The sequence below is a fragment of the Variovorax sp. 3319 genome (genome assembly GCF_031456585.1).
GTDB lineage: Bacteria > Pseudomonadota > Gammaproteobacteria > Burkholderiales > Burkholderiaceae_C > Variovorax > Variovorax paradoxus_P.
Genome location: NZ_JAVDUZ010000011.1, coordinates 108,166 through 133,187, shown reverse-complemented (window position 1 = coordinate 133,187; position 25,022 = coordinate 108,166). Strand labels below are relative to the sequence as shown.

Annotated in this window: 17 protein-coding genes; 12 read left to right on the top strand and 5 right to left on the bottom strand. The window is 67.5% G+C overall.

The genetic code is table 11. The annotated features are described in order from the left end of the window. The first annotated feature begins 318 nt into the window (after window positions 1–318). From J2X67_RS21655 to J2X67_RS21625, 7 genes are all read left to right on the top strand, one after another. Window positions 319–1,239, top strand: coding sequence for a dihydrodipicolinate synthase family protein (locus J2X67_RS21655; RefSeq protein ID WP_309956358.1), 921 nt, complete (start codon window positions 319–321; stop codon window positions 1,237–1,239). Beyond that, window positions 1,236–2,423, top strand: coding sequence for a mandelate racemase/muconate lactonizing enzyme family protein (locus J2X67_RS21650; RefSeq protein WP_309956356.1), 1,188 nt, complete (start codon window positions 1,236–1,238; stop codon window positions 2,421–2,423). The genes J2X67_RS21655 and J2X67_RS21650 overlap by 4 nt, the downstream gene beginning before the upstream one ends. Further along, window positions 2,420–3,331, top strand: a complete 912-nt coding sequence (locus tag J2X67_RS21645) for a 2-dehydro-3-deoxygalactonokinase (protein ID WP_309956355.1) — start codon at window positions 2,420–2,422, stop codon at window positions 3,329–3,331. Before J2X67_RS21650 ends, J2X67_RS21645 begins: the two co-directional genes overlap by 4 nt. Continuing rightward, window positions 3,328–3,924 carry a 2-dehydro-3-deoxy-6-phosphogalactonate aldolase gene (locus J2X67_RS21640; protein ID WP_309956353.1) on the top strand — a complete coding sequence of 199 codons (597 nt, stop codon included), beginning with the start codon at window positions 3,328–3,330 and terminating at the stop codon, window positions 3,922–3,924. The genes J2X67_RS21645 and J2X67_RS21640 overlap by 4 nt, the downstream gene beginning before the upstream one ends. Window positions 3,925–3,947: 23 nt before the next feature. After that, window positions 3,948–4,946 carry a tripartite tricarboxylate transporter substrate binding protein gene (locus J2X67_RS21635; RefSeq protein ID WP_309956351.1) on the top strand — a complete coding sequence of 333 codons (999 nt, stop codon included), beginning with the start codon at window positions 3,948–3,950 and terminating at the stop codon, window positions 4,944–4,946. Next, complete coding sequence (locus J2X67_RS21630; protein ID WP_309956349.1) at window positions 4,943–5,962, top strand: tripartite tricarboxylate transporter substrate binding protein; 1,020 nt, start codon at window positions 4,943–4,945, stop codon at window positions 5,960–5,962. Before J2X67_RS21635 ends, J2X67_RS21630 begins: the two co-directional genes overlap by 4 nt. 212 nt (window positions 5,963–6,174) lie before the next feature. Beyond that, window positions 6,175–7,815: an SMP-30/gluconolactonase/LRE family protein gene (locus J2X67_RS21625; RefSeq protein ID WP_309956347.1), complete on the top strand. Its 1,641-nt coding sequence runs from the start codon at window positions 6,175–6,177 to the stop codon at window positions 7,813–7,815. Window positions 7,816–7,869: 54 nt separating this feature from the next. Here J2X67_RS21625 and J2X67_RS21620 read toward each other — a convergent pair whose 3' ends face one another. The 3 genes from J2X67_RS21620 to J2X67_RS21610 are packed head-to-tail and all read right to left on the bottom strand — an operon-like array spanning window position 7,870 to window position 16,572. Next, complete coding sequence (locus J2X67_RS21620) at window positions 7,870–10,806, bottom strand: caspase family protein (RefSeq protein ID WP_309956344.1); 2,937 nt, start codon at window positions 10,804–10,806, stop codon at window positions 7,870–7,872. Further along, window positions 10,797–14,855, bottom strand: a complete 4,059-nt coding sequence (locus J2X67_RS21615) for a filamentous hemagglutinin N-terminal domain-containing protein (RefSeq protein ID WP_309956343.1) — start codon at window positions 14,853–14,855, stop codon at window positions 10,797–10,799. The genes J2X67_RS21620 and J2X67_RS21615 overlap by 10 nt, the downstream gene beginning before the upstream one ends. A 28-nt stretch (window positions 14,856–14,883) precedes the next feature. Continuing rightward, window positions 14,884–16,572, bottom strand: coding sequence for a ShlB/FhaC/HecB family hemolysin secretion/activation protein (locus J2X67_RS21610; RefSeq protein WP_309956341.1), 1,689 nt, complete (start codon window positions 16,570–16,572; stop codon window positions 14,884–14,886). A gap of 426 nt (window positions 16,573–16,998) precedes the next feature. Between J2X67_RS21610 and J2X67_RS21605 the strand changes: the two genes are divergently transcribed. The 3 genes from J2X67_RS21605 to J2X67_RS21595 all read left to right on the top strand — a co-directional run bounded on the left by J2X67_RS21605 (window position 16,999) and on the right by J2X67_RS21595 (window position 18,817). Beyond that, window positions 16,999–17,874, top strand: a complete 876-nt coding sequence (locus tag J2X67_RS21605; RefSeq protein WP_309956339.1) for an SDR family oxidoreductase — start codon at window positions 16,999–17,001, stop codon at window positions 17,872–17,874. A 73-nt stretch (window positions 17,875–17,947) separates the two neighbouring features. Beyond that, window positions 17,948–18,145 carry a hypothetical protein gene (locus J2X67_RS21600; protein WP_309956337.1) on the top strand — a complete coding sequence of 66 codons (198 nt, stop codon included), beginning with the start codon at window positions 17,948–17,950 and terminating at the stop codon, window positions 18,143–18,145. 480 nt (window positions 18,146–18,625) lie between these two features. After that, window positions 18,626–18,817, top strand: coding sequence for a hypothetical protein (locus J2X67_RS21595; protein ID WP_309956335.1), 192 nt, complete (start codon window positions 18,626–18,628; stop codon window positions 18,815–18,817). Window positions 18,818–18,848: 31 nt separating this feature from the next. Here the strand turns inward: J2X67_RS21595 and J2X67_RS21590 are convergent, their stop codons facing one another. Both J2X67_RS21590 and J2X67_RS21585 read right to left on the bottom strand, forming a co-directional pair. Beyond that, window positions 18,849–19,856: a tripartite tricarboxylate transporter substrate binding protein gene (locus tag J2X67_RS21590; protein WP_309956332.1), complete on the bottom strand. Its 1,008-nt coding sequence runs from the start codon at window positions 19,854–19,856 to the stop codon at window positions 18,849–18,851. Continuing rightward, window positions 19,853–20,773, bottom strand: a complete 921-nt coding sequence (locus J2X67_RS21585) for a LysR family transcriptional regulator (RefSeq protein WP_309956330.1) — start codon at window positions 20,771–20,773, stop codon at window positions 19,853–19,855. Before J2X67_RS21585 ends, J2X67_RS21590 begins: the two co-directional genes overlap by 4 nt. A gap of 119 nt (window positions 20,774–20,892) precedes the next feature. Between J2X67_RS21585 and J2X67_RS21580 the strand changes: the two genes are divergently transcribed. Both J2X67_RS21580 and J2X67_RS21575 read left to right on the top strand, forming a co-directional pair. Then, a complete protein-coding gene (locus tag J2X67_RS21580; protein ID WP_309956327.1) occupies window positions 20,893–23,640 on the top strand; it encodes a tannase/feruloyl esterase family alpha/beta hydrolase in 2,748 nt (915 codons plus the stop codon). Beyond that, window positions 23,637–24,998 carry a hypothetical protein gene (locus tag J2X67_RS21575; RefSeq protein WP_309956326.1) on the top strand — a complete coding sequence of 454 codons (1,362 nt, stop codon included), beginning with the start codon at window positions 23,637–23,639 and terminating at the stop codon, window positions 24,996–24,998. Before J2X67_RS21580 ends, J2X67_RS21575 begins: the two co-directional genes overlap by 4 nt. The last annotated feature ends 24 nt before the right edge of the window (window positions 24,999–25,022 follow it).

Here is a 25,022-nt window from a genome sequence, read left to right as displayed (position 1 = left end):
CGCCATGAGGTCGTAGCACTGATGGTGATGCCAAGCTGAGATAGGGGTTGTTCGGTGGCGTTCAGCCGAGCGCAGCAGGCCAGCGAAGAACCAGCGGTGCAAGGTGAGTTGATCACTCGAGCGACGGCCGACCAGTCGACCCGAGGGCGTTTCCGATAGATGGAATTTCACGGCACCGCGTCGAAAGCTTTCACGTCCTGCAATCAGGCGCAGGCGCCCCTGAGCGGACTAAAAGCACATAGAAACTAGGTGTTTACACGGATAAAGAACTAGGGTCGAAACTCGATAATTCCATTCATCGGAACAAAAGTTGAGATCATGACCGCGCATTCCTCACTGACGGGGGTATTCCCCGTTCTCCCAACCCCTTTCGACGCCGCAGGAAATCCCGACACGGCGTCCCTGCGCAAGCTTGTCGACTACCTGCTCCGGTGCGGGGTGGACGGGCTGACTTACCCGGGCGTCGCGAGCGAAGTTGGGCAGCTGACTGTTGAAGAGCGACAAGCGCTCGTTGATCTTGTGCTTACCGAAGTGGCGGGCCGGGTGCCGGTAATCGCGGGCGTCTCGAGCAGCGACGCTGCGACCACCGTCCGCCTTGCCGTCGCCGCAACCGAGCGCGGGGCAGCGGCGCTGATGGTGGCCGTGCCGCCGGATCGTAAAAACGCGACCGAGCAGATCGCCTACTTCAAAGAAGTGGCGAAGGCGGCCGGCGGCGCCGTTCTCATGTTGCAGAACGTGCCCCCTCCCGTAGGCGCGGGCTTGGACCCGGAGGTTTTGATTCAAGTTCTGGAGGCCGTTCCGTCGATCCGCTACGTCAAGGAAGAAACATTGCCGAGCGGTCAGCGCCTTTCGGTACTGCGCGCGAAGGCGCCTGCCAACCTGCTGGGCGTTTTCGGCGGCGCGGGGGGACGCTACATCACCGACGAGCTGCGTCGGGGCGCCGCCGGAACGATGCCGGCCATTGAATTGGCGGAAGTGCATACGGCCTTGTTCAAGGCGCATCGCGAAGGCGATGCCGACCGCGTGCGCGCGCTTTTTACGCGCATGCTGCCCGTCTTGAACGTGCAGGCCGTGTTTCGCTGGTCGCTGACGAAATATGTGCTCAAGAAACGGGGCTTGATCGCCGAGACCCGCCAACGTATGGCCGGGCCGCTGCTCGATGAGATGGACCAGGCCGACGTCGACGCCTTCCTGGCGGACATAGACGACCTGCTGCTGCCGCAGGACCAGTTGCCATGACCGGCGTTGCAAAGATCGCGCAGGTCGAGAGCTTCATAGTCTCGCTGCCCCGCGATACGCCCTACCTCGGCCCCCTGGGTCCCGGCGAAAAAATCAACGACCGCGGCTATCTCGTGCGCAGTGGAAACCGGGCGATCTATCCATCGGCGGACATGTCCGTCTTGATAAAGATCACCGCCGACGACGGCACGATCGGCTGGGGCGAGACCTACGGCATTGTCGCGCCCGATGCGGTCACGAGCATCATCGACGACGTGATCGGTCCGGTGATCGTGGGGCGCGATCCCCGGGATGCGGTGGTGATCCAGGAAGACCTCTATGACCTGATGCGCGTGCGCGGGTTCTTCGGAGGGTTCTACGTCGACGCCATTGCCGGCGTGGACATCGCGGTGTGGGATCTGTTCGGCAAGCTGGTTGGCCAGCCCGTCGTGAAGCTGCTCGGCGGCCAGCGGCACGAGACCGTGCCAGCCTATGTGTCCGGTCTTCCGGGGGCGACGTTGGAGGCCCGGCTCGAACTCGCGCGCAGCTTCGTCGCCAGGGGCTTCGACGCCTTCAAGTACCACGCGGCCGTATCGTTCGACGGCATCGTGGCCGAGATGCGAGCGCTGCGCGAAGGCCTGGGCGACAAGGTCAAGCTGATGGTCGACCTGCATTGGAAGTTCACGGCACAGGAAGCCGTGCAGCTCATCGACCAGCTCACTCCCTACAACCCCTATTTTGTCGAAGCCCCCTGCCAGCCGGAAGATATCGAGGGCCAAGCCCATGTGGGCGCGAGCATACGGGTGCCACTCGCACTCGGAGAAGAGTGGCGCACCGTCTTCGAGTACCGCCCGCGTCTGGAGCGGCGCGCGATGTCGATCGTGCAGCCCGAGATGGGGCACACGGGCATCAGCCAGTTCATGCAGATCGGGCGCATGGCCAATGCCTTTCACATGAAAGTGATTCCGCACGCCAGTATCGGGCTGGGCATCTACCAGGCTGCGAGCCTGCACGCGACGGCGGCGCTACCCAACGCACCGATGCACGAGTACCAGCACTCCGTGTTCGACCGCAATCTGCAGTACATGCAGACCGCCATGCGTTGTGACGCCGGCGCTTTTCGCCTTCCTGAAGGGCCTGGGCTCGGCATCGAGCCCGCCCCCCAGGTCTGGCAATTCCTCAGAAAGAAAGGCGGCTCGCAATGAAGGCGTCGTTGATTGCCATCGACTGGGGCACGTCCAACCTGCGCGCGAGCCTGCTCGACGCGCATGGCGATCTGCTCGAAACGCGCAGCGCTTCGGGCGGCGTGATGGCCGTGCCCGAGCGGCGTTTCGCCGACGCGTTGCTGGCACTGTGCGGTGACTGGATCGACACGCATGCGGTACCCCTGATTGCGAGCGGCATGATCGGCAGCCGCCAGGGCTGGCAGGAGGCTCCCTATATCCCCTGTCCGGCGAGCCTGCCGGCGGCCGCGGCACAGTTGGTGAAAGTCGAGGTCAGACCCGGCGCGGTGCTGCACATCGTGCCCGGTATCCGCTGCTTCGGCGCCGACGCGGTGCACGATGTCATGCGCGGTGAGGAAACCCAGCTGTGGGGAGCGGGCCTGTCCGCCGGCGACTGCTGCGTGCTGCCAGGCACGCACAGCAAATGGGCTTGGCTCGGCGAGGACGGAAAGGTCGATCGCTTCGAGACTTTCATGACCGGCGAGCTCTATGGCCTGCTGACAAAGCACGGCATCCTCGGACGACTCATGGAGTTCGGGACGACACGCCCCGATACTTTTGCTGCAGGCGTCAGACTGGGTTTGACGCAGCATGGCAACGCCCTGCACGTCATGTTCGCGGCACGCACGGCCGGTCTCATGGGAGACATCGACGCCCGGGGCTTGCCTGATTACCTCTCGGGCATATTGATCGGTCTGGAAATCGCGAGCGCGACGGCGCGCCATCCCCAACGTTGCGTCACCCTGCTTGGTGACGACGATTTGTGCAGCCGATACGAAACCGCGCTCGGCATCGCCGGCGTGGATTCGCGCCGGGCAAGCGACGGTGCGACCACCCGAGGCCAATGGCGCGTCGCTGTCGAAGCTGGGCTTGTGAAGGAACGCGCATGAAGGGCGTCATTGCGATCTTGCGCGGCATCACACCCGGCGAAGTGCTGGCGGTGGGGCATGCGCTGGAGGCATGCGGCATCGGCTGCATCGAGGTGCCGCTGAATTCCCCGCAAGCGTTCGTCAGCATCGAAGCCCTCGTGCGTGAATTCGGTGACCGCCTGTCTGTCGGAGCAGGCACCGTCATGGACGCCGCGCAGGTCGATCGCGTCGCCGACACGGGCGCCCAGCTGGTGTTGTCGCCCCACTTCGATGCGCAGGTGGTGCGCCAAACCAAAAAGCGCCGGCTGTATTCGATGCCGGGCGTCGCCACGCCGACCGAGGGTTTTGCTGCGCTGGCCGCGGGATGCGACGCGCTCAAGCTTTTCCCCTCCGAACTGCTCGGCACCGCCGCCCTGCGCGCATGGACCCCCGTGTTTCCTGCCGGCACCCCGATGTTCAGCGTCGGCGGCGTCAACGCCAACAACATCGGCTCCTACAAGAGCGCGGGTGCCGCAGGCGTTGGCATCGGATCCAGCCTGTATGCGCCGGGCATCGGCATCGAGGAGCTGACCCGTCGAGCCCAGGCGTTGATCGCTGGATGGTCGGCGGCCTGACACAACTGCAAGGAGACCGGATCATGTTTCATGAAGACAGAAGAAATGCCCTGCGCCTGGCGCTCGCCTGTGTGCTGGTTCCCGCTTTCGGCAGCGCGCAGGCGCAGCCCGCCGCCCCAGCCTACCCCTCCAAACCGATCAAGTTCGTGGTGCCGGTGCCGGCAGGCGGCGCTGCCGACGTGATGGCGCGCATGATTGCCACGCATCTGCAGACCAAGTGGGGGCAGGCGGTGGTGGTCGACAACAAACCCGGCGCCGGGTCCAGCGTGGGAATGGCGGTGGTCGCAAAGGCCGCACCCGACGGCTACACCATCGGCATGGGCAATGTCGCCGCCAATGCCATCAACCCGGCCGTGAGGCCCGAGTCCTTTCCCTACGATCCGGTGAAGGATTTCGCCGCGGTCACCATGGTGGGCATCACGCCGCTGATTCTTGTGGTGAATCCGCAGAAAGTGCCCGCGCGCACACTGCCCGAGTTCGTCGCGTACCTCAAGACTCACCCGGGAAAGCTCAGCTACGGCTCTTCCGGTGCGGGTTCCGCGTTGCATGTGGGCATGGAGCTCTTCATGCAGAAAACGGGCACCTCGATGGTCCATGTCGGGTACAAAGGTTCGGCACCGATGCTGACGGACCTGCTCGGAGGCCAGATCGATGCCTCCATGGACGCAGCCGCCACCTCGTGGCCGCAAGTACAAACAGGCAAACTGCGGGCGCTCGGCATTTCCACCGCACAGCGCGCAGACTTCGCGCCCGACCTGCCGCCGATCGCCCAGTCCGTGAAAGGGTTCGAGATGAATCCGTGGCACGGTGTGATGGCCCCGGCCGGCACGCCGCCGGCCATCGTCGAAAAACTTTCGACCGAGATCCAGGCGTTTCTGCGCCAGCCCGACACCGAAGCCAAGTTGCGCGACCGCGGCGTGGTGCGCGTCGGCTCCAGCGCTGCGGAGTTCGCGAAGACGCTGCGCGACGAAGCGGCGTTCTACAAGAAGCTGGTGGCCGACGCCGGCATCAAGGCCGAATGAGCCGCAGATCGGACCCGCAGGCCATGCGCTTTCAAACGACCGCTTCCCGGCTCTCACGCCGCAGCGTGCTGGGCGTTCTGACCGCATCGGCAGCGTCCTCTTTCTGGCCCACCCTCGCCGGCGCCCAGGCGCAGTGGCCCACTCGCCCCGTCACCGTGATCGTTCCGTTCGCGCCAGGAGGCGCGGGCAATGGCTCCGTGCGCATCCTGGCGGAACTGATCGGGCCACGCCTGGGCCAGCCCCTGGTCATCGACAACCGCCCGGGGGCGGGTGGGATCACGGGGACCGCCATGGTCACGTCCAGCAACGACGACCACACGCTGCTGATGGGAAGCACCACCATGACCATCCTGCCGGCGCTGCGCAACGACCTGGGCTACGACGTTCAGCGTGACCTCCAGGCGGTGGGCATGATCTCGACGCAGCCGCTGGTGCTCGCCGTCGCTGCCGGCTCGCCGGTGCGCAGCCTGGACGACCTCATGGCCCGGGGACGTGCGGGCGAGCTGAGCGCTGGCAACAGCGGCGTCGGCACACTCTCGCACCTGACGACCGAATTGCTCAACAGCAAGCTGGGCACGCGCATCCTTCCGGTTCCCTACAAAGGCGACAGCGTGCTGATCCCCGACGTGGTGGCGGGCACGGTGTCGATGGGTGTGATGAACCTCCCGGTCGCACTGCCGCTGATCCAGGCGGGACGCCTGCGCGCAGTGGCCGTCACGTCCGCGCAGCCTCTCGAGAGCCTGGCCGGTGTGCCGGTGTTGCGCGCCCTTGGCGACGAGTTCGTCATCTCCGGCTGGGCTGCGCTCTTCGCGGCCAAAAAGGTTCCCCTCGCAGGCGTGGAGCGCCTCGGAATGCTGCTGCGCGAACTCATCGGCACGGCCACCGTGCGCGAGCGCTTCGCAGGCTTCGGGGTCACCCCCCAGGCGTCGACGCCATCACAGCTGCGCGACCACGTCCGCAACGAAACAGCGCGATGGACCGAACTGGTGCGCACCCGCGGCATCAAGCTTGAATGAGCCTGTGAACGCCAATGCGCAGGTGGGGCTCGCACTAGAATTCGGCCAAAGTTCCGCTGTTCGGAACTGCTTTGCGCACAGCCATGACAAGCACCACTGGAGCCGCCCCTCAGGGAGACGGCACAGACAAAATTCCGTCGACTGACAGGCTCAACCCAACGTCCGACCAACCGCGCCCTTCGGCGTCAGGTCCAGGTGTGCTGGAGAAGGCGATGCAATTGCTGAACATCGTGTCGGCACGCCGCACGCCGATGACGTTCACCGAACTGCTGCGCGCCTGCGACCTGCCCAAGGCCACATTGCACCGCATCATCGCGACACTGGTGCGCGAAGGATTGCTGCGGCACAACGCCTACGACAAGACCTTTCAGCTTGGATTGCGCCTGCTCGAGCTTGCCCACGATGTGTGGAGCGAGTTCGATCTGCGCGTGGCGGCGCAGGAAGAGCTTGCGCGTCTGCGCGACGCACTCGGCGAGACGGTGGAGCTCTCATTGCTCGATGGCACATGCGTGGTCATCCTCGCCAGCGAGCCGGCGGGCGAGGTGCAGGGTGCGCGCTCCGCAGTCGGGCAGCGGCTGCCTGTGCATGCGTCGGCTGCGGGCAAAGCCATTGCTGCCAGCCTCGACCCGTCGGGCCAGCGACGCCTGATCCAGGCGCTCGACCTCGAGCGCTTTACGCCGCGCACGATCGTGACGGCGACGGAACTGCATGCCGAACTCGACCTGGTGCGCGCGCGGGGCTATGCAATCGAACAGGGCGAGCGCGCCGTGGATCGAGCGGCGGTGGCTGCGCCCATCTTCGACTACGAAGGCCGGCCGATCGGCGCGGTCGCCATCAGCACCGACGCGAGCCGGCTCGATGAGGCGCGGGCCCATATGTTGTCGTCCGCACTGATGGGGGCATCGCGCAACATCTCGCACAGCGCGGCGGGCAAGGCGATGTCCATTGCAACGCAGGCCCCGCCCGAAACGGCGTCATCCGTCGAAGTCGTCTGCGTGAGCGAAGTGCGTTCGCTCCTGGGTGAAGGTCCGGTATGGTCGCCGCGCGACAATGCGCTTTACTGGGTCGACATTCTCACGCCGTCCGTGCACCGATACGACGCGGCGACAGGCGTCGACACCGAGACACCACTGGGAACAATGGTCAGCCTGGTGGTGCCAAAAGCCAGCGGCGGCCTGCTGGTTGCAACACCCGGGGGGGTCATGGCACTTGATCTTTCCACCCGGCGGCTGACCTCCTTTTGCCACCCTGAAGCGGGTCGGGCGAACGTTCGCTACAACGACGGCAAATGCGACCGACGAGGGCGCCTGTGGGTAGGCTCCATGGACATGGGCGCCGCGGCCAACCGGGGACACCTGTTTTGCATCGAGGCGAACGGCAGCTGGAAGCAGGTCGACACCGGCTTCACAGTGCCCAACGGCATTGGCTGGAGCCCCGACAACAAGACCATGTACGTCACCGACACGTACCGCCAGACCATCTACCGGTACGACTTCGATCTCGCCTCCGGCACCATCGGCAACCGGCGTCCACTGATCACCATCGCCGCTTCCGACGGCAAGCCAGACGGCCTGACGGTAGACGACCAGGGCTGTCTATGGGTCGCCCTTTGGGACGCCTGGCAGATCGCGCGCTTTTCGCCGGAAGGCCAACTCATGCAGCGCATGCGTGTGCCGGTTCCTCGCCCCACGAGTTGCTGCTTCGGCGGCGATAACCTGGACACGCTGTATGTCACGAGTGCCTCGTTGCGGCTCAGTGAAGCGCAACTCGCAACGGCGCCGCTGTCGGGATCGCTTTTCTCGATTCAGCTGAAAGATGCGCGCGGCTTACCTGAAGCCGCCTTCGCAGGTTGACGCGTTGCCGGAGAGGGCTCAATGCCTGAGTCGCGGATCAAATCGAGTAGACCCCTATCGGCCACAACCGCACAGCGCCTGCTCCCGCAGTGCCTCCGGGGCGATCAACTGCGGAGTCTGCGAACCGGCCCGCGGATCGTGCAATTTCTCCACCATCGGCGCCAGGTACTGGAACGCCTCTGACAGCGACACCCGGCCATCGCCGTTGCGGTCGGCCGCCGGCTTGAGGGCTTCCATCAGGGCATAGGTGAACAGGCCGTGCCCGCCTTCGTCGTATTCCTGCGAGGGCTCGTCACCCTTGGCCGCGACCATGAAGGCGAAGTTGGACGCCGCAGAACGCTTGCGCAGCGTATGGGTGTCGAGCGTCCCTTCGATCTTCTGGGCATGGCAGGTGTCGACGATCAGCATCCGCCGGCCCGCGGTCATGCGCAGCGCCTCGAAGAACACCGTCCAGCTCAGAAGGGTCGGGGCTTCGCCGCTCACGTTGGTCCCCTTGACCACGCCCACCACGTCCTGGTAACTGCTATCGCGGTTGAGGAAGAAGTAGTTGCCGGCCTTGTCGCTGAAGCCGTGGGAGGCCAGGAACACCACCACCGTGTCGTCGGGCCCGGCCTCCTGCAATTGCAGCAGCGCCTTGCGGATCTCCGCCTGGTCGGGTTTTGTGTCGGTGAAGTCGTTCAGCAGCACCGTCTTCACTTCACGGAACAGGCCGCCGGAAGACGTTTCCAGAGCCTTCGAAAACGCCTGCGCATCCTGTGCGGCATAGGCCAGGTCGGGCAAGGCGCGCTTGCGCCGCTCGGGAATGTTGACGAACTCGTTGATGCCGACGGCGAGCACGATCAGGCGACCACGCGCGGCCGGCCGTTTCGGCACCGCAGCAGGCAGCTCGGCATAGGTCTCGACCAGCCCCAGCGACTGGCCCTGGTCGACCTCGATCCGGATGTCGTTCTCGGCCCGGTCGCTCTCGACCACCAGTGTGCGCTCGAAGCGCATGCGCTCGCCGCCGCCCAGGGCGCGCTGCGCGCTCGGCGTGACCGGAATGCCGTTCAGGTAAACCGCCAGCTGCGCCATCGGCAGCGAGCGCGCTTGTCCGACCACCTGCAATGAGATCTCGACCCGGCCGCTGGCGTTCAGGCGCGTGCGGGTCTCCCGCACGGCGAGGCGCGCCGGCGCGATGCGTTCGAGTTCCGCGGCCAGGGCGCTTTCGGACGTGCCGGCCACGCGCTGCTGCTGCTGCGACAGCGGCGACGAGGACGGTGCATCGAGCGCGCTGCGCAGCAGGTCCGGCCGGTAGAACACCCGCTCGAACTGCACGGCGCGGTAGAAATCGGGCTCGCGATCGAGCCCCCGGTTCAAATGCCAGCCCACATACTGGTCCCCCTCCTCCGACGAGGCGTAGTAGCCGTCCGGCCGCCACAGAACCCAGTCGCGGCCGTTGTTGTGCGCGAACAGTGCCAGCACCTCGCTGCCGTCGGACTGGCGCAGCCAGCGCGCGGTGCCGTCGGCCAGCGTGATGACCACCAGCGCGCCATTCGCACTGGCGTTCACGCCGCGCAACTCGCTGCTGAAGTTCTGCCGCCAGGCTGGCTGGCCCGAGCGGTCGAGCTTGATCAGGGACCAGGACGTGCCGACGAACAGCGCGTTGCCGTCGTGCGCCATTGCATGCGCGGTGACACGGTCGCCTTCATGGATCGGGAGTGGCTTGCCGTTGACCTTTGGCGCTGCGGTGGCCGGCGCGAAGCCCTCCACGGCGAAGCGCCCGTCGGGGCGCAGCGGCGGCAGCAAGCGCGCGTCGATCGGCGGCTGCTCGAGCATCGGAACGGAGAAGGCCCGGGCCTGGGCGCCTGCGCGCGCCGTCGGCATGGAGAGGATCTGCGCATCGGCGCTCAGCAGCAGCGCCGATGCGCTCTCGCGTGTGTCGGCAATCACCGTACCGACGGTCCGCAGCATGCTTCCGCGGGCATCGAGCAGCGCCAACGATGGCGTGCTGGTCGCAAACAGCAGCGTGCCGTCCGGCAGCGGCAGCATGTTCGTGAAGCGCTGGTTGCCGACCGGCAGTGTCTGCATCGCGCCGAGCCCGCCGCCGTCGAAACGATAGAGCGGCGTCGGCCCCGTGCCGCCGTGCGCGCCGTTGAGGAACAGCGCATTGCCGTCACGCGACCAGGCGACGCAGCACAGCCCCGTTTGCCGCGCGTCCGGTACCTGGCGCAACACGGCCAGGTCGAGCGATGGCACCTTCAGCAGCATTGCCATGGGTTTGTCGATCACGCCCAGCGCAAGCAGCTTGCCATCGGGTGAGAAGCGCACGCCGCCGATCAGCCGGGAGACGCCGATCGACTGGCGCGCCACCAGTGCATGGCCCGCGTCGTACAGCCGCACCGAGCCGTCGCCGGCACTTGCGGCCAGCATGCCCTGCGCCGAGTAGTGCAGAAAGCTGACCGAGTCCTGGTACTCCGCGTCGCGGGCGACCGCTTTCCAGGTCGTCGTGTCCAGTACCTGAACGCCCTGCGACCCTGCCTGGCCCACCGCCAGAAAGCGGCCGTCGGGCGACCAGTCGAGCGCGCTGATGAGGTCCTTGAAACCGCCGATGCGCCGCGTCATCTGGCCCGTGACGCTGTCGTAGAGGTAGATCGACGTGGTCTGTTCCCACGTCTTGCCGGTCCAGCCACCCACCGCGACGGTGCGGCCGTCGGGGCTGATCGCCAGGCCGACGGGCAAGCCTTCGACCGAACCCTCCTGGGGAAGCCGCAGCACGCGGATGAGCCGCAGCGAGGGAAGCTGCCAGATACGCACCGTGCGGTCGCTGCTGAGGGTGACGACCCGGTTGCGCGGCGCGTCGGCGCGGATCTGGCCGATCGCCGCGGTGTGCATGGTGGCGTCGACGCGGAACTGGGGGACGCTGCTCGGCACTGCCGCCTGGCTCGCCGGCGCGGCCCCGACGAAGACCATCAGCGCCGCGATCCATCGGGCGCAGCGCGGTCTCACTGGCATGCTGCGCCGCTGCTGCCGGGGCCCGCGATCGAAGCGCGATCGGCGGAGGTGAAGGACGGGGATACCGCGCCGAGCACGTAGCTCGTGCGGAACACGGGCGGTGGCGCGCCGCGCAGGGCCGACATGGAACCGCCATCGGCTTCGTCGGCACGGGCGCGGCCCGCGACGACGCGGTCATTGCCGCTGCCGCATCCCGCGCCTGCCGGACGTTCGGTCGCGTCGCGCGCCAACGCATTGGCCGCAACAAGAACGTTGGGGTCGACGCCCGTGGCATCGGGAGCGGTGGTGACGACGGTGCCGCCGACACCACCGGTTCCCGTCACGCCGCCGGTGCCCGTCCCGCCGGTTCCGGTTCCGCCGGTACCCGTCCCACCGGTTCCGCCGCCGCCCGTGCCAGTTCCCGGCCGGGTGGGGATCACGGCCGCGAGAACCTGCTGGTTCAGCGTGGTGCCACCGCCACCTATGGGCGCAAAGCCCGAGGGATTGGACGACGAGTTGAAGCTGAAAGTACCGCCTGAGGGGAGGATCGTGCCCGAATCGGGCACCGACGAGCTGGCACCCACGCCCTCCCGGCTCAGGGCGCCCGGGAACATGGTGATCTGGATCGGCAGTGCGCTCACGGTCGGCGTGGCGCTGGTGACCGGCGTGGTGACCAGTGCATCCGAATAGACGATCGAGCTGATGTTGTTGCGCTCCAGGCTGGTGGCCGTCGGCGCGAGATAGATGTATGCGGAATAGCGCAGGAGCCCGGTCCCCGATTCAGAGAGATTGTCGAGGGCCAGTGACACGGGTGGGTTGGTGCGGAATTCGGTACTGCTGGGGTCGGCCGGCTCCACATTGCTGCCGAAGATGTCGAAGCGCACCTTGCCCATCAGGTTGGCCAGATAGCCGGGGATGTTGTTGTAGGTGCTGACAACGCGCTCGCTCGCCGACGCGGGGACGATGACCTTCAGCGCGGACGAGGCCAAGCCCTGGGCAGGCCCCGAGGCCACCGTCCCCAGGCGTACGCCGCCGTTGAAGGCGATCGCGCCCGTGCTGGCCTGCGCCGGAGCCTCCTGGTTCGACACCACGATCTTGGGCACGAGCCAGTATTGCGTTTCCGGTGCGGCACCGGCGCACGAGCTGCTTGCACAGACCGCCGTGATCGCGCCGGCCTGGTACACGACGCGCAAGCCGCCCCCTGCCTCGACGAGCTGCCTGGCGTTGTCGTTGTCCAGCTGCACGGGAATCAGCAGCATGTCCGCCAGCAGCTGCCCGCTTCCCAGGGCCGCCTGCTGGCCCGGCGTCAGCGTTGGCGCTGTCGCGAACTGAAGCGAGCCGACCTGCAGCGCCGAGCGCCACGCCCCCAGAATGGACTGCGCCGAGGTCGCGACCGGCGCGTTGAAGGTGATCGAACTCGCGCCGCTGCGGGCGTAGACGCCCTGCGCGAGCGTGATCTCGTAGTTCGCGTTCGAAGTCGTGTTGCTCGGGCCGAACACGAGGTTTCCGCCGGTGACGCCGATGCGTTCGTTGACCGCGATCCGGCCGCCGGCGGGGTTCAGGACCTCGGTGCCGCCGTCGAGCCGGCGCCCCGCCTGCACCAACAGCCCCGTCGACCCCTCGGCCGCACCCGCCAGGTTGAGACCGGACAGCGTGATGTCGCGCCACGCACTCAGTCGCAGCGCGCCGACCGAGGGCGCAGCGCTGTCGGTGCCGCCGACCGAACGCGCGAGCGTCACGGCCCCGCCGGTGCTGGTGATGTCGACCATGCCGCGCGCGACCAGTTCATTGACAGTGACGTCACCGCCGGCGCTCACGCTCACGTTGCCGGCGACCGACTCCGCGCGGTAGTTCTGTGGATCGTTGGCCGCGAGCGCGCCTCGCGCCGTCACGGCGCCACCCGCCTGGAGGATCAGCTGCCCGCCACGTGCCAGCAGGGTCGATCCGTCCAGCGTCGCGATGTTGCCGGAAGCCGCGGTGGCGCGCAGGGCGCCGCTGCCGCTATCGACGCTGGACAGGCTGAGGTCGCCGGTACGCGCCAGCAGATCGGCGCTCTGCCCCGCGCGCAGATCGCCCGTGGCGGCGACGGAGGCCCCCTGCACGTCGAGCCGGCCGCCCGCGTCGATTGCTCCCAACTGCACTGCACCGCCGGCATTGAGCACGACGTCGCCGCTGGCAGAAGCACCGGCCATCAGGTTGATGCTCGCGCCGGCGCCCGATGTCACACGGAGCGACTGCACGGGCGCCGCCGCTCCGGCAAAGCTGCCGCCGATGGCCCGCGAGGCCTCGACTGCACCGCCGGAACTCTGCAGGCTCACGGCCCCCTGCGTCAGCAGGTACTGCGTGCGGATCGGGCCCGCGGCTTGCACGGTGATGGCGCCGCTTGCGATCTGCCCGTCGGCCGCCAGCGAGACGATGCCCGTGTCGGCAGCCTGAGTGAAGCTGCCGCCGCGGCTCGTCGACGAGAAGGCGCCGCCCGCGAGCACGACGTACTGGTTCACCGACACGTTGCGCCCGGCATCGAGCGTGAGGCCCGCCCCGCCCCACGTGCCACCCGAGCCAGCGAGCGGGCGCCCATCGATGGCCGAAGCGATGACGATGTCGTCATCGGCCTGCAAGGCCACGGAGGTGCCGCCGCGCAGAACCCGATTGAGGGTCTCGGCCGCCACGATCGAATTGCCGCCGGTGGCGGTGAAGCCGCCGTTGCCCTCGTCGGCCACGGTGAGGGAGCCCGGATCGAGCAGCAGCGTGCCGGCCTGCCCGTTCGGCGCGGAGGCGTCGGCTTGGCCGTTGAAGGCGAGTTGCTTCTTGCCGGAGACCTCCACGAGGCCGCCGTTGCCACCCGCCGCGCCAGCACGCGCGCTGACGGCGCCGCTGAACTGCGTGCCGCTCTCGCTCCACAGCACGACCTGGCCGCCGTCGCCAGAAGCGCCGGTTGCATCCGCGCGCAATCGGGCACCCGTGGCGACCGTCAAGGTGTCGGCGGTGGCGTCGGCGCCCGGCACCGGCTGCGCGCCGTGCAGCGTACCGCCCACTTGCACTGCGCCGCCGCCGGCCGCGCCGCTGGCGTCAAGCCATGCGCCGGTACCGATCACGGTCTGCGGGGCGCTCGCCACGATGCGCCCGCCGCTGCCGTCGGCGCTGGTCGTGAGCACGCTGCCGCTCACGTCGAGCCGCGTGCCCGCCAGCAGCGTGATCTCGCCGCCCTGCTGCGCCACGCGCGTGGCGCGCACCTCGCCGGGCATGTTGACCATGCCGTCGACCAGGCCGCGCGCGGCGGCGGCCGAGATCCAGACGCGGCCGCCTTCGGCCGTGACGCGGCCGCTCTGGTCGACATAGTTCGACAGCGCCTTGCCCGTCGCGTCGGTCACCTCGTGGAGTCCGCTCGCCGTCAGCAGCACGTTGACCAGGCCATCGCCGTACAGGTCGAGGCTGAACGCGCGCGCGCCGGCCAGCACCACCTGGCCGAGCCGCGCGGAGATCACGCCGCGGTTCTCCACACCCGGCGCAACCAGCGCGACCAGGCCGCCTTCGGACACGCTGATCTGGCCCTCGTTGATGATGCGCGCGCCGGCCCGGCCCGGCAGGTCGAAGCTCAGCTTGCCGGCCATGAAGTCTTCGTTGCGCGTATCGGCGGTCGACAGCACCAGTGCGGCCGCGTCGAGCCGCGCGTTGCGCCCGATGAAGATGCCGTTCTGGTTGACCAGGTAAACGCGCCCGTTGGCCGTGAGCGTGCCCAGCAGCGAGGAGGCTTCGTTGCCGACCACGCGGTTGAGCGTGGCCGACATTGCCGAGGGCTGCTGGAAGCGCACCGCCTCGCTCGCCCCAATGCTGAAGCTCTGCCAGTCAATCACGGCGCGCGGCGTGGTCTGCTGGATCTGCAGGGTGCCCGGAACCGGCTGCGAGATCGAGGCCTGCCCCGCGGTGACCACGCCACCGGCCGGATTGGCCTGCGCCGACACCGCGCATGACGCGGCGACCAGCCCAAGGGCAATGCGGATGCTGTGGGCAAGCACCGCGGGCCGCGGATGGATCGCAGCAAGACGACGGCCGGCGCGACAAGTGCTCATGGTGGACCTCTTCGAAAAGCGGTGGACGTCAGAAGTCGTAGGACAGGCCGGCAAACACGCGCGTGTGCCGGGTGCCGTAGGTTGCTACCTTGCGCCGGTGCGGCGTGGCGACCTCGGTATAGAAGTTCAGCCCGCTGCCTACCGAACCGCGTATCCCGAAGCCGGTGCTGTTGGCGCTGTCGTGCGTGTTGCCGCCTATCGCGTTCAGCGTGGTGGTGCGGCCGGCTTCGGCAAAGGCATAGAACGCGACGCGCCCGCCGTCGATCAGCGGCGGCTCCCAGCGCAGCTCCAGCTTGCCGGCGAGCGCGCGGTCGCCGATCAGCTCGCCCGAGTTGTAGGCGCGCAGGATCGTCTCGCCTCCCAGCGGCGCACGTTCGCTCGGCGGCAGGATGTCGTCGGTCCACTGCCCTTGCACCGAGGCCTGCAGGCTGAGGTTTCGACCGAGCGACTGCAAGCGCCCCGCGAACAGGTTGAACTTGGCAAAGCCATAGTCTGCCCCCGCGCGCTGGGCATGTGCGGCGCCCGCCGGCGTGCTTCCCAGCCCGCGCAGCCCCTTGGACAGCTCGCCATCGAGAAAGTTGACGCCCGAGCCGTCGGTTCGGTCCCAGCTCGCACCGAGGCGCAGCGCCCGCACCTTGTCTTCTTGCACCAGCAGGCGGTCGGCGAAGTCTTGCGTGCCGTTGTAGACGTTCACGCGCGCGCGCAACCGCAGCGTTTGCGCGCGTGCGCGGATCAGCGGATAGCTAAGGCCGAGCGTGGCGATGTCGCTCGCTGACTTCACGCGCTCGGCCTCGAACGGCGTGGCCGACTCGACGCGGCCGAGGAACAGGTTCAGCGCCAGGCCGTCTGCTCCCAGCGGCTGGTTGTAGACGTAGCCGAGCGAGCGCAGCCGGTTGGGGCGGTTGGTGGTTTGCAGCAACAGCGAGTGGCTGTCGTCCAGCCCGAAGCTGTTGTTGAGTGTGACGCGGCCTTCAAGCGCCACATCGCCCAAAAGCCTCGACACGCGGTTCTGCGCACCCACGGAGCCGGTCACCGACCGGCGCGCTGCCTTGAGCGTCAGCACCGCCTCGCCGGCCGCGTTGCCGGGCTCGAAGTACGCCTGCGCGGTCACGCCCGGCAAGTCGTTCATCACCAGCAGCTGGCGCTCGAGCGTGGCGATCGTGAGCGGCCTTTCGCGCACGATGGCATCGGCATAGGCCCGCATGCGCGGCGTCGCGACCAGTTCAGGCTCGAAGCGGACCTGGCCCACATAGCCTTCCACCGCCTGCAGGCGCACGATGCCGTCGCGAATGGTCTGGGGCGGCACCACGACGGCCGAAAGCACATAGCCACGGTTGCGGTACAGGCCGGTGAGCGTGTCGGCCAGTGCATAGATCGCTGCCAGCGATACCTCTCGGCCCGCCAGTCCAGCCCAGGCCTCCGCCATGTCGGCAGTGGCAACGACGGTGTTCCCCGAGACCTCGACCGAGCGCACGGTCACCTGCACGTTTTCCGCGCCGGGCGGAGGCCGGCCCGGCGCCGGGTCGGGCAGCGCCGGCAGCGAGACCTCTCCTGCCGGGGCCGGTGCCGGAGCGATGCGACGCAACTGCTCCTGCAGTACGCCTGGCGACACCTCGGCGGGCACTTGCGCCGTGGCGGCGCCGCCAAACCCGCACAGTCCGGCCAGCAAGGCCGCCCGTATCGGTGCGCGAGCGCCGTATGCGATTCGATGGTTCAAAGGCTTTCCCCCGACGCGCGTTGGCGTGCCACCCAGAGTGCGTCCCCTGTTCGACGAGCTCCCCGTTTTTCACGAGCCAGTTCCAAGACTTCGTGCACCATTGTTGCGGCGAACGGTGCACGGCTGCATCCGCCAGAAGTAGTAGCCAGTTCATGGGAGGACGCGGCGAACGGCGCTTCATCCGGGCGGACACGGGGCATCTTGCGCTCGAGCGCTTGCTCGACACGCCGATGCAAAGCGCTGGCCTACTTTGGCGTGATTGCCGTGGGTCTTGTCCGACATTCGGATGCGCAAGCCTCGCGCGCGCGCCGCCGGCCAGAGGGACCGAAGCTGAGAAGGTCATCAACCGCTTGAACACACGATGAAAAAACCAGCCGCCCTTCCCTCTCCTGCCACCCCCACATTCGACCGCCAGCGGGGAACGCCATGACAGAAGATCCTCGCAAGGCCGGCCCGCAGCCGCCTTTTTCCACGCCCGCACAGCAACCGCCCGGGCTCGAATCGAAGATGTCGCCGCAGCCCGATTTCGGCGAGCAGTCGTACGTCGGCAGCGGCAAGCTCCAGGGCAAGGCCGCGCTCATTACCGGCGGCGACAGCGGTATCGGCCGCGCGGTCGCCATTGCCTTTGCGCGCGAAGGCGCCGACGTGCTCATCTCCTACCTTGCCGAGGAAGAAGAAGACGCCCAGGTCACCCGCCAATGGATCGAACGCGCGGGCCGCCGCTGCGTTGCGGTGCCCGGCGACATTTGCGAGGAGGCGCATTGCCGCAGCCTCGTGGACCGTGCATTCGATGAGTACGGCCGGCTCGACGTGCTCGTCAACAACGCGGCCTTCCAGATGAGCCACAAGTCGCTCGACGAGATCTCGCCCGAGGAGTTCGACCGCACCTTCCGGACCAACGTCTATGCCAACTTCTTCCTGTGCCGCGCCGCGGCAGCGCGAATGAAGCCGGGTGCCTCGATCATCAGCACCACGTCTATCAACGCAGACAAGCCCAACGCCACGCTGGTCGCCTACGCCGCAACCAAGGGCGCGATCCAGAACATGTCGGGCGGCATGGCCCAGCTTCTCGCCGAGAAAGGCATACGGGTGAACTGCGTGGCCCCGGGCCCCTTCTGGACGCCACTCATTCCCTCGACCATGCCGCCCGAGCAGGTGAAAGAGTTCGGCAAGCAGACGCCGATGAAGCGGCCAGGCCAACCGGCCGAGCTGCAGGCGGTGTATGTGCTGCTCGCCAGCGACCAGGCGAGCTACATCTCGGGCGCGACCATCCCGGTGACGGGCGGCGTGCCGTTCATCTGAGCACGGCAATGCCAGCTTGGCACAAGGTGGCCGTCGGAGACGCGTCACGGTGGAAGGAACAGGAACAGCGGCCATGACAACCAGGCAACATCACAAACAGGGCGACATCGGTCGCCGATTGATGTGGACCCTGCTGGCCGTCGTCGCGGTCGTTGTTGTGGGCGTGCTCTTCTTCTATGGTCTCAAAGACCCATCGGAAGGGCCGGGCAACCTTCCTGCAACCGGAGCGCCGGCTCAACAGAACGGGCGCCCGGCTGCTGCGCCCAAGTGACCAGTGCCTAAGATCGCGTCTCCCGCGACCGGCTAAGCTCCGCCCGCCCCCGCGGCGTTATTCGCAAGATCACTCCCCTGCGGCCGGAAACATCGTCAGGTTCCGGGAGGTTGGCCTCAATAAGCTCGGCCGCAGCCAGCACAGCCGCGCACTGGATATCGGCCTCTTCATGAATGGCCAGGGGAAACGAGGCGTCCTCGATGCGGCGAAGGAAATTCATCGGCATAACTTCTCCTCGGGGTCGCGACGCGGCCGGATTGTGGCAGGCAAATTGTAGAGCTTAAGGCCTACATTGCAGCACGGCATTCCGGTAATGGCGCGTCGAAAAACGGGCAGCTAACTTGTGATTCTTTTGACCGAATCGTATCCAGGTCGGTCGGGCAACCGGAGAATCGTATGCCGCTTTTGTTTCTGATGAGGCTTCAGCATGTGGAACTTCCGGTCCGGGTTGCCTGCCCGGAAGAGCTCCGGCATGTTTCTGTGCTGGTAGCCACAGGGTTGATCGAGGCCGACATCGGCCCTGTCAATGCAACCGGGCGCTACGCTTCGTCGCGGCTGGCCACAGTGCTTCGCATCACCGAGGCCGGCCTTGCCGAGATCGCGAAGATGAGCGATGTGCCCGCGCTCGTGAAAACGTCGATGCGTTTCACGCGCGGGTTCCGGCTGATGTGACGCCTGGCGCAGCCACTGCCGTGCAAGCGGTCTAGTCAAATTGCGAACGGTCCCCGGACACCAGCGCACGGTTGCGCCGACGGTCGGCCGCAATCTCGTGCGCAAGGTCTTCAATGCCTCCGCCCACCGGAAGGTTGTAGGCGCTGCGCAGCCGCGCTTGCACAGTGGCGCTGCGCAGCACCTGGTTGATCAGCGCGTTGAGCCGCTGCAGCACAGGCGCAGGCGTTCGGGCCGGCGCAAAGATGCCGAAGAGCGAATCGCGATTGGCCCGCTCGTAGCCCAGCTCGCCGAGCGTCGGCACCCTGGGCAAGGCTTCGATGCGCGAAGGTGAACCTACCGCCAGCGCCTGCAGCCGCCCTTCCCCTATGTACTGCAGCTGCTGCGCCGCAACGTTGGTCGACAGCACTTCGAACTGCCCGCTGAGCGCATCGTTGAGCTGCGGCCCGCCGCCCGCGTAGGGAATGTGCGTGATGGCGGTGCGGCTTTGCATGCGCACCTGCGCCAGCACCATGTGGCCGATGGTGGCCACGCCCGATGTGGCCCACCGCACCGCGCCCGGCTGGCTGCGGGCAAGCGCAATCAGTTCTTCGAAATTGCGGCCCGCGAAGGCCGGCGTGCCGACCACCAGCACGGGTGTGCGCATCACGCTTGCAACAGGTGCAAAGGCGCGCAGCGGGTCGTAGGCCACGTGCGCAACCAGCGGATGCAGCGTGATCGGGCTGATGGCTGAAAACGCGAGCGTGCAGCCGTCCGGCACGGCACGCGCAAGCGCATCCATGCCAATGCTGCCGCCCGCGCCGGCGCGGTTTTCTATGAGCACCGGAACGCCCAGCAGCTGGGCAAGCGGCTCGGCCAGCATGCGCGCCATGCCGTCGCTTACGCCGCCCGGCGGATACACCACGATCAACCGCACCGGGCGGTTCGGCCATGGCATCGAGGGCGAGGGAGCAGCAAGCAGCAACCGCGGCATGGCGCAGGCGGCCGCCAATGCAGCGCCGGTGCTCCGCACCAGTTGCCGGCGGCGCAATGAAAAGCTCATGACCCGGGGTTCTCGCTCGCGTGCTTGCGCAGCAGCGCGGCAAAGTGCTGTGCGGGCAGGTTGTCTTCTTCGACCCGCGACACCAGCGTGAGCGGCGCATCGAGCTGGCCGCCATCCGCAAGCCGGGTGTAGGCAATGGCATGCGCATGCACGCCGGTCATCGAGGCCGGCACCACCGAAAGGCCGACGCCCGCGGCCACTAGATTCAGGTTGGTCATCATGCGGTCCACCTCGGCCACCACGCGCGGCCGCAAGCCCTTGGCATGGCACAGCGCAAGCAGCTCGGCATAAAGGCCCGGCGCGCCCGGACGGCGCACAAGAATGATGCCTTCCTGGCACAGCTTCGCAAGCGGCAGCGGCCGCGCGGCCTTGCTGCGCGCGAGGGCAAAGCGGTGGTCGCTGGGCATTGCCACCAGCACCGGCTCGCGCAGCAGCGTTTCGAAGCGCAGGCCCCCGGGCCGCGCGACGGGCACGCGCAGCAGGCCGCAATGCAGCCGGCCGGCGTCCAGCGCCTCGGTGAGCTCGGCGGCGTTGTCCTCGCGCAGCTGCAGCTCCACGCCGGGGTGCGCGCGGCGAAAGGCGCGCAATGCCTCGGGCACAAAGCGATGCGCCGCGGCCGAGCTGGTAAAGCCCACCGCAAGCGTGCCGACCTGTCCCGTTGCCACGCGCGCCATGCGCTGCTTCATGGCCTCCATGTCCTGCAGCATGCGCAGGGCCTCGACCTGGAACAGGCGCCCCGCGTCGGTAAGCGCCACGCCGCGCGGATGCCGCCGGAACAGCAGCACCCCCAATTCGCGCTCGAGCGCCTTGATGGCCTGGCTCAACGGCGGCTGCTGGATGCCCAGTTGCTCGGCGGCCCGCGTCATGTGGCCGGTTTCAGCAACGGCCACAAAGTAGCGAAGCGGTCTTATCTCCATATTTTTTTCATATCGGAAGTGCCTCTTTATTTTATTTGACCCTGGGTCACCGTGCACCTATCGTCCGGCCGCTCAATCAAAAAAGCGGCCCATCGAGGCCGCATTCCGGAGACAAGTCCATGCGCACCACGCGCTTTTCTGCAGTGTTCAACGCTCACTTTCGCGCCTGCCGTTCGTTCGGCGTGGCGGTCGGTATTTCGCTGGTTCTGGCCGCCTGCGGTGGCGGGGGCAGTGGCGGTGGCGGCGGTTTCTTTCCGATCGCACCGCCCCCGCCCCCCTCCAACGGCGGCGCGCCCGACACAGATCCGCCCGACAACCCGCCGCCCCCACCTGTGCAGCCGCTGGTGGCCTGCGCGGATCTTGCCGGCAAAAGCCTGCCTGCCTCGCTGATCGGCCTGCCCACACAAGGCGCGACCGTCACCAGCGCCGTGCCGGTGGCCGCGGCCGATGCCGGCAACAGGCTCGGCGACTACTGCCGCATCCGCGGCACCATCCAGCCGATGGACGCCACCTCGCAGGCCATCAACTTCGCGGTCAACCTGCCCGAAAAGTGGAACCGCAAGACCATTCACTTCGGTGGCGGCGGCTTCGACGGCGTGCTGATCGACGGCACCGAGGTCATTCGCTTCGGCCCTGCGGGCAAGCCGGCACCGCTTGCGCTGGGGTATGCAACCTACGGCGACGATTCAGGCCATCAGTCGGGCAGCATCACCGACGGGCGCTTTGCGGCCAACGACGAGCAACTTGCCAACTACGGCGGCAAGTCGCTCAAGAAAACGCGCGACGTGGCGCAGGCGCTGGTGCTCGCGCGCTATGGCGTGAAGCCCGCCTACGCCTACTTTCTGGGCACTTCCACGGGCGGGCGCGATGCGCTCAGCTACATCCAGCGCTGGCCGCAAGACTACGATGGCGTGATTGCCAACGAGCCTGCGCTCAACTACACGGGCACCCGGCTGTCGAACGTGGCCGTGGGCCGCGCGCTCTACAACAACGGCGGTGCCGGCTGGATGAACGTGGCCAAGACGCTGCTGGTACAAAAGGCGGCAATGCAGGCCTGCGACAAGCTCGACGGCGCGGCCGACAACATCGTGAGCAATGTAGAAAGCTGCCGGCTGCTCAACATGCAAATCCTTGCGTCGCTGCGCTGCAGCGGCGGCACGGACAATGGCGACACCTGCCTTTCGGATGCACAGCTTGCCACCGTGCGCACCATCGAATCGCCGCTCGAGTTCAGCACCTACTCGCTTGCCAACGGCGTGAAGCGCGCGGGCGGCTACAACATCCTTGAAGGCGCACTGGTGGCGGGCCCCTTCACCACGCGCGACCTGGGTACGCGCAAGGTGCCGGGCAACCCCGCCACATCGGCCGACGCCAACATGTACGTCACCGGCGACCAATGGGTGAAGTACTTCGTCACGCGCATCGGCACCTTCGATTCGCTCGGCTTCGATCCGCCGAACCCGGGCAGCTACGCCCCGCGCGTGAGCGAGGTGTCGGCGCTTACCGATGCGACCAATCCGAACCTCGCGCCCTTCTTCGCGCGCGGCGGCCGGATCATCATGCTGCACGGCCTGGCCGACGAAGTGATCAGCCCCAACTCGACCATCGACTACTACAAGCAGCTCATTGCCACCGTGGGCCAGCCGGCGGTCGATGAGCACGTGCGCTTCTATACCGTGCCGGGCATGGGCCATGGCACAGGCAGCTTCATTCCCAACTGGGACTCGCTCGCTGCGCTCGAGGGCTGGGTAGAGGCGGGCCTTGCACCTGCCACCGGCGTGGCGGCCGACGCCGTGGCCGGCACCTATGGCCGCACGCGCCCGCTGTGCCAGTTTCCGGCCTGGCCCAAGTACCGCGGCAGCGGCAGCCTCGACGCGGCAGTCAACTACAGCTGCGTGACCGAGGTCGGCGATCCGCTGGCCTGCCCCAACCTGCCGGCCGCCGCCGCAAGCTACAAAGGCGGCAACAGCTTCGGTGAAGAACTGCGCATCAACATCGATCCCGCCACCATGGCCTACACGGTAACCGTCGACGCAAGCCTGCAGCGCGCGGCCGGCACGCAGCGCAGCGGCTCGCTGGTGGCGCAAGGCAACTGCAGCTACGCCAGCGGCGAGAGCACGGCGGTCTTCAGCTTTGCGCCGGGCGGCGTGCTGCTGGGCGGTGTGAATGCGCCGAGCGGCGGCGGCTTCGCTCCGCTGGTCGCTTTCCAGAACACCTTCGAGAACACGGCGTCGCCTGCGGTCTTCAACCCGGTGGCAAACATCTTCAATGCGGTGGGCGTGCAGCAGGGCACGGGCGCCGCGACGGCGCATGCGTCATCGGTGCGGCTGCGCAATGCGGGCACCTTCCAGTACTGCCGCGACGCCGTGACGGGCGGGTTCATGACCTACGACGCCACATGCACGCAAACCGAAAAGGGCTACATCACCTACAACGCCACTCGCGGGGCCTTCGACTTGCGCACGACCTCGCCGACCGGCGGTGCGGTGACCACCGGCGGCACGCTCACGGGGTCGATGGTGATCGGCCTGGTGAACGGCGCCGCGGTGCCGCTGCACCTGGTGCGCGAGTCGACTGCCAACACGGGCCTTCGCATGTTCGGCCTGCAGCAGACGCTGACACCCGGCACGGCAGACGGCAGCTACGCCATGGCAGCCGTAACGGGCCAGAACCGCGAGGCCACGGTGGCGGGCAGCAGCTTCAACCTGGGCGGCACCTCTGCATTGCTCAGCTACGACACACCGGTGCTCGGCGCGGTGCAGGCCGATGCGGGCCGCCCGGGTAATTTCATCTTCAACAGCGGCGTCCTCGGGTTCGTTTCCACGGCAGGAGCGAACGCGGCGCTGGAACTCGGAGTACGTCATTGAAAAAACAACTTTCCACCCTGGCTGCAATCACGCTGTTGGGCATCGGGCCGCCGCTCTGTGCGCTTGCGAAACCTGCAGCGCCCAAGCCAGCCCCCCCATCGACGCCCTGCCCCGCACCCGTGCCTGAGACAGCACGCTGCTACACCGGCGAAGACGGCAGCGGAGCGTTCTACTGGATTGCGATTCCAAAAGACTGGAACCGCGGCGTGCTCGTGATGCACGCCCACGGCGGCCCCGAGACCGGGCCGCCCAAGCTCGAGCGCAGCCAGGAAGACCTGAAGCGCTGGGCAATTACCGTGAAGGCCGGCTATGCGTGGGCCGGCTCCACCTATCGCCGCGGCGGCTACGGCGTAACCATGGCAGCCGAAGACACCGAGCGGCTGCGCCAGATCTTCGTGCGCCACTTCGGCCAGCCGCAGCGCACGCTGCTGCACGGCCAAAGTTATGGCGCCGGCGTGGCGGCCAAGGCGGCCGAGCTCTATGCACCGCCCGGCAATGCAAGGTCGCCGTACGACGGCCTGCTACTCACGAGCGGCGTGCTCGGCGGCGGCAACAGCGCCTACGACTTCCGGCTCGACCTGCGCGTGGTTTACCAATACGTGTGCCGCAATCATCCGCGCGCCGACGAGCCGCAATACCCCCTGTGGATGGGCCTGCCGGCCGATTCGAAACTCACGCGCGCCGAGCTGGCCGCGCGCGTGAAGGAATGCACCGGGGTCGGCATGCCCGCCGCGCAGCGCACGCCAGAGCAGGCCGCGCGGCTAAAGACCATTCTCTCGGTCGTGAAGATCGAGGAGCGTTCGCTGCCCGGCCACCTGAACTGGGCGACCTGGCTGTTCCAGGACCTGGTGCAAAAGCGCCTGGGCGGCCACAACCCGTTCGGCAACACCGGCGTGGTGTACCAGGGCTCGGCCGACGATGCGGCGCTCAACGCGGGCGTGCTGCGCTACGCCGCCGATCCACAAGCCAAGGGGGCCCTTGCGGCCGACAGCCAACCGACGGGCCGCACCGCACTGCCCACAGTGGCGTTGCATGCCATCGACGACCCCACGGCCTTCGTCGAGTTGGAGAACGCCTACCGCCGCATCCGCGACGCGGCCGGCACCGGCGGCCAGCTGGTGCAGAGCTTCAGCGCAGAGCGCGAGCACAGCTACCTGAGCGATTCGGAATACCCCGCGCTCTTTGGCGCGCTGCTCGACTGGATCGACAAGGGCGAAAAGCCCACGCCCCAAAGCCTTGCGCAACGCTGTGCATCGCTTGCGCCGCGCTTCGACACCGACGGCAAGAACGGCTGCCACATCAAGCCCGACTGGCAGCCGCCCACGCTCGAGAGCCGCGTGCCGGCGCGAGCCCCCTGATTTGCGGATTTTTTACTTGACGGA